Annotated in this window: 9 protein-coding genes and 1 pseudogene; 3 read left to right on the top strand and 7 right to left on the bottom strand. The window is 46.0% G+C overall.

Annotation, left to right across the window (positions count from 1 at the left end; genetic code table 11):
- Window positions 1-200 (top strand): annotated as a pseudogene (locus tag P8X24_RS06320) (hypothetical protein); the annotation flags it as partial.
- A 250-nt stretch (window positions 201-450) separates the two neighbouring features.
- Here the strand turns inward: P8X24_RS06320 and P8X24_RS06315 are convergent.
- On the bottom strand, window positions 451-663 hold the full coding sequence (locus P8X24_RS06315) for a ribbon-helix-helix domain-containing protein (protein ID WP_372914581.1): 213 nt from the start codon (window positions 661-663) through the stop codon (window positions 451-453).
- A 474-nt stretch (window positions 664-1,137) separates the two neighbouring features.
- On the opposite strand from P8X24_RS06315, the gene P8X24_RS06310 reads away from it, so the two are divergent.
- Both P8X24_RS06310 and P8X24_RS06305 read left to right on the top strand, forming a co-directional pair.
- Window positions 1,138-3,102 (top strand): IGHMBP2 family helicase, encoded by a 1,965-nt coding sequence (locus P8X24_RS06310; protein ID WP_372914580.1) that lies wholly within the window; start codon window positions 1,138-1,140, stop codon window positions 3,100-3,102.
- Window positions 3,103-3,184: 82 nt separating this feature from the next.
- On the top strand, window positions 3,185-3,361 hold the full coding sequence (locus tag P8X24_RS06305; RefSeq protein ID WP_372914579.1) for a hypothetical protein: 177 nt from the start codon (window positions 3,185-3,187) through the stop codon (window positions 3,359-3,361).
- Here P8X24_RS06305 and P8X24_RS06300 read toward each other — a convergent pair.
- The 6 genes from P8X24_RS06300 to mpgS all read right to left on the bottom strand — a co-directional run bounded on the left by P8X24_RS06300 (window position 3,358) and on the right by mpgS (window position 9,778).
- Window positions 3,358-4,434 carry an AAA family ATPase gene (locus P8X24_RS06300; protein WP_372914578.1) on the bottom strand — a complete coding sequence of 359 codons (1,077 nt, stop codon included), beginning with the start codon at window positions 4,432-4,434 and terminating at the stop codon, window positions 3,358-3,360. The genes P8X24_RS06305 and P8X24_RS06300 overlap by 4 nt on opposite strands.
- A 246-nt stretch (window positions 4,435-4,680) precedes the next feature.
- The gene (locus P8X24_RS06295; protein ID WP_372914577.1) at window positions 4,681-4,914 is read right to left on the bottom strand and encodes a hypothetical protein; all 234 of its coding nucleotides are present in this window, start codon (window positions 4,912-4,914) and stop codon (window positions 4,681-4,683) included.
- A 150-nt stretch (window positions 4,915-5,064) separates the two neighbouring features.
- On the bottom strand, window positions 5,065-6,432 hold the full coding sequence (gene glmM / locus P8X24_RS06290; protein WP_372914576.1) for a phosphoglucosamine mutase: 1,368 nt from the start codon (window positions 6,430-6,432) through the stop codon (window positions 5,065-5,067).
- A gap of 39 nt (window positions 6,433-6,471) precedes the next feature.
- Window positions 6,472-7,869 (bottom strand): mannose-1-phosphate guanylyltransferase/mannose-6-phosphate isomerase, encoded by a 1,398-nt coding sequence (locus P8X24_RS06285; protein ID WP_372914575.1) that lies wholly within the window; start codon window positions 7,867-7,869, stop codon window positions 6,472-6,474.
- On the bottom strand, window positions 7,866-8,597 hold the full coding sequence (mpgP, locus tag P8X24_RS06280; protein WP_372914574.1) for a mannosyl-3-phosphoglycerate phosphatase: 732 nt from the start codon (window positions 8,595-8,597) through the stop codon (window positions 7,866-7,868). The genes P8X24_RS06285 and mpgP overlap by 4 nt, the downstream gene beginning before the upstream one ends.
- The gene (mpgS, locus tag P8X24_RS06275; RefSeq protein ID WP_372914573.1) at window positions 8,594-9,778 is read right to left on the bottom strand and encodes a mannosyl-3-phosphoglycerate synthase; all 1,185 of its coding nucleotides are present in this window, start codon (window positions 9,776-9,778) and stop codon (window positions 8,594-8,596) included. The genes mpgP and mpgS overlap by 4 nt, the downstream gene beginning before the upstream one ends.
- Between the last annotated feature and the right edge of the window lie 25 nt (window positions 9,779-9,803).

Genomic DNA, 9,803 nt, shown 5'->3' with positions numbered 1-9,803 from the left:
GGCATAATTCACCCACCGAACTAATACGTATGCTTGGCATTTCGGCAGATAAGCACTATCAGATAATCAACAGGCTAGCATATTGGGCTCCAGCAGCTATTAAGGCTATAGCAGTCATAAGTGCAATAATTACTGGATGTATAGGACTCTATGGAATACTAGGAACAGCAAGAAAATACAATCTCCCAGTAGCCCCATGAAGTTTTATTTTTCCTAGTTTTTGTTTTTATTTGAGAATCTCATCGGGGGAAAGAGCAACGGACGTATTGGAGGTAATCAAAGGTCGTAGGGCTGTAAGAAAATTCAAAGACAAGGAGATTCTAGTGTCCATGACTATTTTCATTTCCTGGCATCCTTGAGCTTCCTATACTCCTCTTCAACTTCCTCAAGGATTCCGCTAACCTCTTCCTCCTCGTTCTCAAACTCTCCAGCAAGCAACCTTCTCCTAGCCTATCCAACCTCCCTCCTTATCTCTTCAGGAGTTAGACTCTTGGCGAGCTCTCTAGCCTCTTCAACCATTATCTGACCCAGGGCTAGGATGACCGCATACTTGATGAAGTCTGAGCGGCTCCTAAACTCCTTCTTCCTTACCAGTTCGTCAATCTTCTTGACCACATACCCTGGGAGCCTCACAGATATTGGGTACTCAGCACCCTCCGCCATCAACCCCACCAACTACAATCTCACTACAATCGTATTTAACATTATCTCCTATAGACACCAACCTTTTCCTTACCATTATTCTGCGAGCTAACTAAATTCCTATCAGCTCTACCGTTTCCGCTACCAGTTGTAGTGCAAGTGGTGCGGTTGGCTTTGCACTCCCGCTCACATTGGAGCCACCGGATCAGCCTCCGGGCCGAACGGAAACAGCCCCAAAACAAAAGCACACTCAAAAACCAAAAAATTCACGATTTACAACCAACAAAAGAAACTACAAAAAGAACAGCCTATTCAAATGCCTCACGAGTGGCGGGTCCCAATGTACCTGTCTAAGTTCCTCGTGAGAGCCGATTTACGGGGAACTCCATTTCCCCTTAAACCCTCACGAGAGATGGGCCTTTACCCATAAAGGAACCTGGTTCTTTTCGAATAAAAATCCAAAACTTTATGAATTTATCCTGGGAGAGACCTTCGATGAACCTAATAAGCTTCATAAACAGGCTCAAAGAGCTTGTTGAAATCGAAAGAGAAGCTGAAATAGAGGTCATGAGGTTAGAGATGAGAAGGTTAAGCGGAGTTGAGAGGGAGAAAGTTGGGAGGGCTATTCTCAACCTGAACGGGAAGATCGTTGGTGAGGAGCTCGGCTACTTTCTCGTCAAGTACGGGAGGAGCAGGGAGATAAAGACCGAGATAAGTGTTGGAGATTTAGTCGTTATAAGCAGGAGGGACCCCTTAAAGAGCGACCTCGTTGGCACTGTAGTAGAGAAGGGAAAGAGGTTCATTGTCGTTGCCTTAGAGACCGTCCCGGAGTGGGCCCTAAGGGATGTAAGGCTTGATCTGTACGCCAACGACATAACTTTCAAAAGGTGGCTTGAAAACCTTGACAGGATAAAGAAGGCCGGCAAAAAAGCACTAGAGTTCTACCTAGGTTTAGATGAGCCCTCAAAGAGTGAGGAAGTGAAATTTGAGCCCTTTGATAAGAGCCTCAATCCAGCCCAAAGGAGGGCCATATCAAAAGCTTTGGGAAGTGAGGACTTCTTCCTAATTCACGGCCCATTCGGGACTGGAAAGACTAGAGCATTGGTTGAGCTGATAAGGCAGGAGGTTAAGAGGGGTAACAAGGTTCTCGCAACGGCCGAAAGCAACGTTGCAGTTGACAATCTAGTGGAGAGGCTCGCCAAAGAGGGAGTTAAGATAGTTAGGGTCGGCCACCCGAGCAGGGTCTCGAGGGAGCTTCACGAGACGACCTTAGCTTATCTGATAACCCAGCACGAGCTGTACGGTGAGCTCAGGGAACTGAGGGTCATAGGACAGAGTCTAGCCGAAAAGAGGGATACTTACATCAAACCAACCCCAAAGTTCAGGAGGGGCTTGAGCGATTCGGAAATCCTAAAGCTCGCCGAGAGGAAGAGGGGAGCGAGGGGATTATCGGCGAGGCTCATCAGGGAGATGGCGGAGTGGATAAAGCTGAACAGGCAGGTTCAGAAGGCTTTTGAAGATGCCAGGAAGCTTGAGGAGAGGATAGCGAGGGACATAATCAGGGAGGCGGATGTAGTGCTGACGACTAACTCATCGGCGGCACTGGAATTTGTTGATTACGATAGTTACGATGTTGCAATAATAGACGAGGCAACCCAGGCAACGATCCCCAGTATCTTGATCCCACTGAATAAGGTTGAGAGGTTCATCTTGGCTGGGGATCACAAACAGCTACCTCCCACGATACTTAGCTTAGAGGCCCAGGAACTATCTAAAACTTTGTTTGAGGGATTAATTGAGAGGTACCCGTGGAAGAGCGAGATGCTTACGGTTCAGTACAGGATGAACGAGAGGATAATGGAGTTCCCGAGCAGGGAGTTCTATCAGGGTAAAATCGTGGCCGATGAGAGGGTTAGGGGAATTACGCTGAGGGATCTTGGGGTTGATGATGAGCTGGAAGATCCCTGGGCCGAGGTTATAAAGCCGGAGAACGTTGTGGTGTTCATAGATACCTCAAAGATCGAGAACAGGTGGGAGAGGCAGAGGAAGGGAAGCGAGAGCAGGGAAAATCCTTTGGAGGCCAAGATAGTTACTGAAGTCGTGAAGAAACTCCTAGAGGTAGGGGTTAAGCCTGAATGGATTGGAGTTATAACCCCATATGATGATCAGAGGGATCTAATAAGCATGAGCGTTCCCGAGGAGATAGAAGTTAAGACCGTCGACGGTTACCAGGGAAGGGAGAAGGAGGTAATAATCCTATCATTTGTCAGGTCGAATAAAGCAGGAGAGATAGGATTTCTTAAGGACTTGAGGAGGTTAAATGTCTCGCTGACGAGGGCTAAGAGGAAGCTGATAATGATTGGAGATTCAAGCACTTTGAGCAGTCATGAGACGTACAAAAGGCTGATAGAGCATGTAAGGGAAAAGGAGAAATTGATCGATGCGAGGGAGTTAATTTAGCTTTCCCTAGCTTCCTTAAGCACTTAAAAAGGGCGTCTAGAATGAAAATTCAAAATAATATCGACGAGGGAACTTTAAGATCATGAAAAGGCTAAAGGAACTCGATGAAATCCTCAAGAACTCAGAATTAACGGATGAGGATGCAATTGAACTAGGCAGGCTAGTCAAGAAGAAAGCAAGAGGAAAAAGGTTGGTATTAACACCTGTGGGATCACATTTCCAAGTTATGCTCTCTGGCTGTCTTGTCTCGAGGCATTAGATTATATTCTTAGGAATCAGTGGGAGTTTCATCGCTGCTTTCCTATAAACAGGATCAACAAAGTAGTAAACTCCTGTATCTTCGTCTTTCTCAACGATAAAAAGACCCTCCATTAAAGTAGTTAGCAACCTACTTAAGGCATCCTCGGAAATTCCAGTACTAACCATATCACTCCATGACGCTCCAAGTGCCAGTAACTTGATAACTTCCCTCGCTTTTGGGCTTCTTCCTTTTAGCAAATTTTCCAACTCCTTTTCCGCCTTCTTAACTGCTTTGTCAATTGTAGTTTTTAGGGCAATTCTATGATCTTTCTCTATATACCTTTTAACTCCGTACAAGTTCAACCACCCAGGTAACGTGCCGAGTTGCTTTATTGCTTCTCTAATCTCCCATTCTTGGTACTCTATCTTGAGCTTCTTGAACCCCGTTTTTAGAAAATCCTCCGCCGTAGTCTCTTTCCAAGGAGCAAGTCGTATATCAATTGGAGGGCGTCCAAACATGGCCTCCCTGTACGTTGACTCAAACATTTTCTTTACAATACCAGAATATGAGCCAGTGAAAATAACAATTAACGAAGGATTTTCGTTAAACACAGAGCCAAGAACTTTAAGAAAATAGTGAACTCCTTGATTTATGCTCTGGACTTCATCGAGAATGAGTACAGTATTGTTAAGCTTGGCTAGTGCATCCGAAAGGATTTTTCTAGCTGGGCTGTTCCTCTTTAGTTTAACAGAGACTCCCACTTTAGCCGTGGAAATGGAGATCCTGGAAATATACTGTGAAAGAGACGTTAAGAGCGATTTTGGAAGTCTTGCAAGTATCTTTTCAGTGGCTTGTCTAAAAGTTTCAGTATCTCTCAGATCGACCAGGACTACTTTGTACTTGTTCTTTTTAGCAAATGCATTAGCTCCAGCTAACGCTAAACTTGTTTTCCCAACCATTCTTGGGCCAAGAATAGCTACCCAGCTACCTGCTTCCAGAGCCCTTAGTAATTTCCTTATATCCTCCTCCCTTCCAAACAACTGGTCGGGTGTTGTCCTAGGTCTCTGGTCGAAGAATATGGGCTTACGCATTGATACCCCCCGAAGTACTTCGGGGGGTATCAACCTATAAAAATCTTTCCTTTATTTAAAAGCTCACCACCGGGTTCTTTGAACCAATAAACCCACATGAGAGGAGATTATAAAAAGGCTGAAGAAACGGCAAAATATAAAAATCAGAGAATGGATCAATGTTTTACCCAAATTAAGCCATAAAAGGCAATAAATTAAATGAGAAGAATAGACGGAAGTTTATACTAAGGTCAAGAGCTTGCTAAGCTATTTTTTGGCTTCCTTAGCCTTAGACTTGCCGAGTATAGGAATTAGCTCTTTCCTGTCTATGTCAATTGTGAAAACCTTAACTCTATCTCCGTATCGTTCCTTCACGTATTTTGCAAATTCAACTAGCTCTTTCTTCAATATCATTGCTGAGGAGGGAGGAATAACTATCCACAACCTAAGTCTATATTCAAGCCTTGTTTCAACGTCCTGTCTCAGCTTTAACAGGAGCACTAGCTCTCCATATAGGGTTTCAACTTCTACTGCGAGATTTTGGGAACTAACGTAGACATCAAGTCTAATATTCCCCAGGGGAAATTCTGTCTTTATGCTCCTTTTTCCCTTTATTCCACTTAGAGCAAAAATATATTAGGAAAAAGGAAATCATCCAATAACCTTCTCAAGCAAACTCAATCCCAATTCTAAGTACTCTTTGGCCTTTTCTTCGCTTTTTGCCTCACTGAATATCCTTATTATTGGCTCAGTTCCACTCGCCCTAACCAGAACCCAGCCGTCATCGAATATTACCTTCGCACCATCCGTTGTATCCACTGTATAACCTTTTTCCCTCGCCATCTCCGCAACTTTATTGACTATCTCATATCTGTCTCCCTCAACGTGCCTCTTCGTCTTTATCTGGTAGTACTTGGGAAGCTCATCTATTAGCTCGCTGAACTTCTTTCCGCTCTTCGCGAATATCTCAACTATCTTAGCTACCGTCATTGCACCGTCTCTTCCCAGGACGTGGTCGGGGAATATCACCCCGCCGTTCTCCTCACCGCCTATCGTTCCGTTGTTCTCTAGGAGTGCTCTAGCAACTACAAGATCGCCAACCTTAGTTCTCATTACCCTAGCATTGTTCCTCTTAGCTATGTCATCCAAGAGGTTTGAAGTTGCAACCGTTGTAACCAGCAAACCGCCACCGTTCTCCCTGAGCACTGCATCAGCTACGAGGGCGAAAGTCTTGTCACCCTGAATGAACCTGCCGTTCTCATCTATGAACACCGCCCTATCGGCGTCACCGTCCTGGGCTACTCCAAAGTCCGCCCCTAGGGCTTTAACTATCTCCATGAAGCCCTTCAGGTTCTCTTCGTTTGGCTCGGGATTCCTCGCGGGGAAGTGGCCGTCGGGATGAGCGTTAACTGAAACCACCTTACAGCCGAGCTCCCTCAAGAGGTACGGCAAAGTCAGGGAGCCGGCACCGTTTGAAGTGTCAACTACTACGAAAGGCCTCCTATTCTTTATCGCCTCAACATCAACCTTGCTCTTTATCGCCTCAATGTAGTCCTTGATTATATCCTCCCTCCTGACCTCACCTATCTCCCACCACTTTGCCCTGTCGAAGTCTTCCTTAAAGAAGAGCTCCTCAACTACTGCCTCTCTCTCCTTCTTTAGTCCCATTCCGTTAGGTTCGAGGAGCTTTATTCCGTTGTACTCTGGAGGATTGTGGGAGGCTGTAATTACTGCCCCTCCATCGGCGTTGAAGTGCTTGGTTGCCCACTGAACCGCTGGGGTTGGAGCGATGCCTACGTCGATAACATCACAACCAACGCTCAGAAGTCCGCTTATCAGCGCGTTCTTGAGCATCTCTCCACTTACCCTCGTGTCCCTGCCAACGACAACTAATGGTTTTTTCCTGCCCTCCCTCTTCAGCATCGTTCCGAAGGCCATCCCTATCTTCAGGGCGAACTCTGGGGTTATCTTCTCGTTGGCGATGCCCCTAACTCCGAACGTTCCAAAGAGCTTCCCCATTTTATCACCCTCGGTGAATAGTAAAGAAAAGTTAAAAGGTTATTCCCTTCCGTAATCGTCTTGTAGCCTGACTATGTCGTCCTCTTCTAAGTACTCTCCGATCTGAGTTTCTATGACTTCCAGAATTACCTTTCCTGGGTTCTCGAGCCTGTGAACTACACCTGCAGGGATGAAGGTGCTCTCCCCTGGCCTCAAGATGAACTCCTTGTCCCCGACCCGAACCTTAGCGGTTCCCCTAACGACCACCCAGTGCTCGCTCCTGTGGTAGTGCATCTGGAGGGAGAGCTTCTTCCCTGGGAGAACTGTTATCCTCTTTATCTTGTACCTCTCTCCCTCCTCTAGAACTGTATAGCTACCCCAGGGCCTATAGGCGGTTCTATGAACTACCGCCCTCTCATCTTTCTGCTCTTTAAGCCTCTTGTATACTTCCTTCACCTTCTGGGTCTCTCCCTTCTTCGCGACGAGCAGGGCATCTCCAGTATCTATTATTACTAGGTCTTCAACTCCAACCGTAGCGGTAAGCCTCTCCGTGAGGATTAGATTGTTCCTTGAATCAACGTTTATGTACTTGGCCTTGAAGCCCCTGACCTTTACCGCGTTCCCGCTTTCATCCTTTTCTAAAGCTTCATAGACCGCATCGAAGCTTCCAAGGTCGTTCCAGTAGGTGTTCAGTGGAACTACAGCTGCTTTGTCAGTCTTCTCCATTACTCCGTAGTCAACGCTTATCTCTGGGGCGAGCTCATATATTTCCTCTATGTTCTTTCCATCCTCAAACGCTCTAACAACTTCGGGGGCATGCCTTCTAGCTTCCTCCATGAAAACGGATGTTCTGAACATGAACATTCCGCTGTTCCAGTAGTAGCCGCTCTCGACGTACCTCTTCGCTGTTTCAAGGTCTGGCTTCTCCTTGAACTCATCAACTAAGTACCCCAGGAACTTCCCCTCTACCTCTATCTTCTCCCCCGGCTTTATGTAACCGTAGCCTGTGTGGGGTTTGGTTGGCTTTATTCCAAAGGTGACGAGGTACTTCTCCGCGAGCTTTTCTGCCTTCTTGAAGGCTTCGATGTAGTTGTCATTAACCTCAATCGCGTGATCGCTTGGAAGGACGGCAACTATGGAGTCGCCATAGTTTTCATCTATGACTTTAAGGCCCCAGTATATCGCGGGTAGCGTGTTCTTTCCAACTGGCTCAAGGAGGACGTTTTCCTCAGGAACCTTAACTCCCAGTTCATCAAGATCATCGAGAACCCTAAACCTGTACTCCCTATTTGTCACTATGAATATCTCTTTCGGCTTTGAGAATAGTAAAGCCCTCTCCATGGTTTTCTGGAATAGGGACTTCTCGTTGAAGAACTTTATGAACTGCTTGGGCATCATCTCTCTGCTTAAGGGCCAGAGCCTCGTTCCTTTACCCCCAGCTAATATCAGGGTTTTCATTCTATCACCTCCAAAACTTCCTCTATCGAGGAGACATTTTTTGCATTTTCATGCCTCAACTTCCCTATGAGAAAGGCCTCATCAACGACATCGAACATGGGGAAGTCATTGTAACCGTCACCAACGGCATAGCTCTTAACCTGATCGAGCCTCCTATATAAGTCTAGGAGAATTTTAGCCGCCTTCCCTTTATCAGAGTGCCCGTGGACGGCATAAAACCTGCTTCCCATCGTAACGTTAAACCCTCTCCCCTTGAGAATGTCCTGCCAGCCGTCCCTGCTCCAAGTGAATATCGTTTCGCTGTACTCCCTTTCCATTGCTAAGGGAACCAGATCAAGGGGCATCTTCGTGAACTCTGCAATTTCTTCCTTTGTAGAGTTTGCATAATATTTGAGGCCGTAGGACGTCTCTAGGGCCTTTAGCTCCTTCCTTATTTCCTCAACCCCAACTCCGAGCTCAACAACTATGTATTCCCTGGTCTCCCTGCCCTGGATTGAAAATGGGAAGTAGCCCTTTGGAATGTAAATTGCACTCCCGTTTTCCACTATGAAGGGTGTTCCCACCTTAAGGTGCTCCCTATAGTACTCTTGCTCTGCCCTCGTCTTTGATGAGTTGAAGATTATTTCATAGCCCCTCCTCTTGAGCTCCTTTATTACTGGTTTGGCCGGCTCAGGATCGTACTCTGGGAGTAGGGTTTTATCCAAGTCAAAGAATATAACCCTGATCATACCTCAAACCTCAGCAGGGTTTCTGCGTTGTCCTCAGCTATCTCAAACCACTCCTTTATCGGAATATCCTTAATTGGCCTCATAATTATGGGCTTTGGGGGCTCTTCGCCCCTCTTAATTATGCCGTGCTCCACCAAGTCCGCGAGGATTCTCTTCTTTAAAGTATTTGAAGCCAGCTTTGAGTGATAGATTGTTGCCAAGCTTAGCAGGATCATCTCCTTGACGTGCTCCTGGCCCTTATCCTCATGGAAGTGGGGGTTCAACGTTTCAATTTGGAATATCTCTATTCCTTGATCGAAGACGTCCTTGAACTCCTCGACCTCTTCCCACTTCCCGAATCTCTCTAGAAGGTAGACTATTTCGTAGGGTTCTATTGAATAGCCCGTAGAGAAGGGCATTATCTCGGCTAACTTCATAGTCATCGCATGCTCTCCCGCGTTCCCTGTTACCATTATCGTTGTTTCAAATGCTGTCTGCTCGCTTATGAGCATGTTTAAATAGTGGTTTGTGATTTCGCTGACCCTTCCCCACTTCTTGAAGTACAGAGTTCCCTTTGTGACTTTAGGCTTGTGCCTCCAGTGAAGCCTTACCATTGTGTAATCGCTCTCACTCATGAGAAATCCCGCTGCATAATCTTTTACGTACTCGTTTACAGAGCCTGGGATGTAGTTGTCTGCATCAACAAATCCAACGTACTCGGCTCCAATCACCTTGGCGAGGAGTATTCCAATCAACATGCCTTCTCCCTTTCCATTTCTTATGTTCCCACTGTTGTCAAGAATATCTGTGTAGCCAACTTCCTTGAATGCCTTGGCGAGTCCAGGATCCTTCTGATGAACCATTATAACTTTAGAGTGAGTTAAGTTGTAGAAGTGCCTCACCAAGTCAACTTCCATCTTGTACCTGTTAGGTCCTTCCCTCTTGCTGTTTGAGACTATTATTATTGGACACTTGTGTGGGATTGCCTTAAGAACGCCATCTACCAAGTGAAGCTTCTCGTTCTTCATTGGCACTATCACTGCCATTTTTCCCAGGGTCTCGTAAATCTTATCTCGAGGGAGGTTAGTTATCGTGTAAATGGGAACTTCCTCGGTTTCGGTATCCATCTTTATAACTTTTTGTAGCTCATAAATTGTTACAGCACCGAAAATCTCCTTGTAAACCGGAGCCTCCAGAAGCATTTGACCACCCAAAAATATTTCGTGT

The organism is Pyrococcus kukulkanii (genome assembly GCF_041647995.1).
Taxonomy (GTDB): domain Archaea; phylum Methanobacteriota_B; class Thermococci; order Thermococcales; family Thermococcaceae; genus Pyrococcus.
The sequence above is the reverse complement of the archived record's forward strand: the minus strand, read 5'-3'. Positions and strand labels throughout refer to the sequence as shown.

What these genes read in the sequence shown, in the direction of transcription:
- mpgS (WP_372914573.1), bottom strand. Translation starts at nt 9,778, where the DNA reads ATGCTTCTGGAGGCTCCGGTTTACAAGGAGATTTTCGGTGCTGTAACA.
- P8X24_RS06300 (WP_372914578.1), bottom strand. Translation starts at nt 4,434, where the DNA reads ATGCGTAAGCCCATATTCTTCGACCAGAGACCTAGGACAACACCCGAC.
- mpgP (WP_372914574.1), bottom strand. Translation starts at nt 8,597, where the DNA reads ATGATCAGGGTTATATTCTTTGACTTGGATAAAACCCTACTCCCAGAG.
- P8X24_RS06315 (WP_372914581.1), bottom strand. Translation starts at nt 663, where the DNA reads ATGGCGGAGGGTGCTGAGTACCCAATATCTGTGAGGCTCCCAGGGTAT.
- P8X24_RS06310 (WP_372914580.1), top strand. Translation starts at nt 1,138, where the DNA reads ATGAACCTAATAAGCTTCATAAACAGGCTCAAAGAGCTTGTTGAAATC.
- glmM (WP_372914576.1), bottom strand. Translation starts at nt 6,432, where the DNA reads ATGGGGAAGCTCTTTGGAACGTTCGGAGTTAGGGGCATCGCCAACGAG.
- P8X24_RS06285 (WP_372914575.1), bottom strand. Translation starts at nt 7,869, where the DNA reads ATGAAAACCCTGATATTAGCTGGGGGTAAAGGAACGAGGCTCTGGCCC.
- P8X24_RS06305 (WP_372914579.1), top strand. Translation starts at nt 3,185, where the DNA reads ATGAAAAGGCTAAAGGAACTCGATGAAATCCTCAAGAACTCAGAATTA.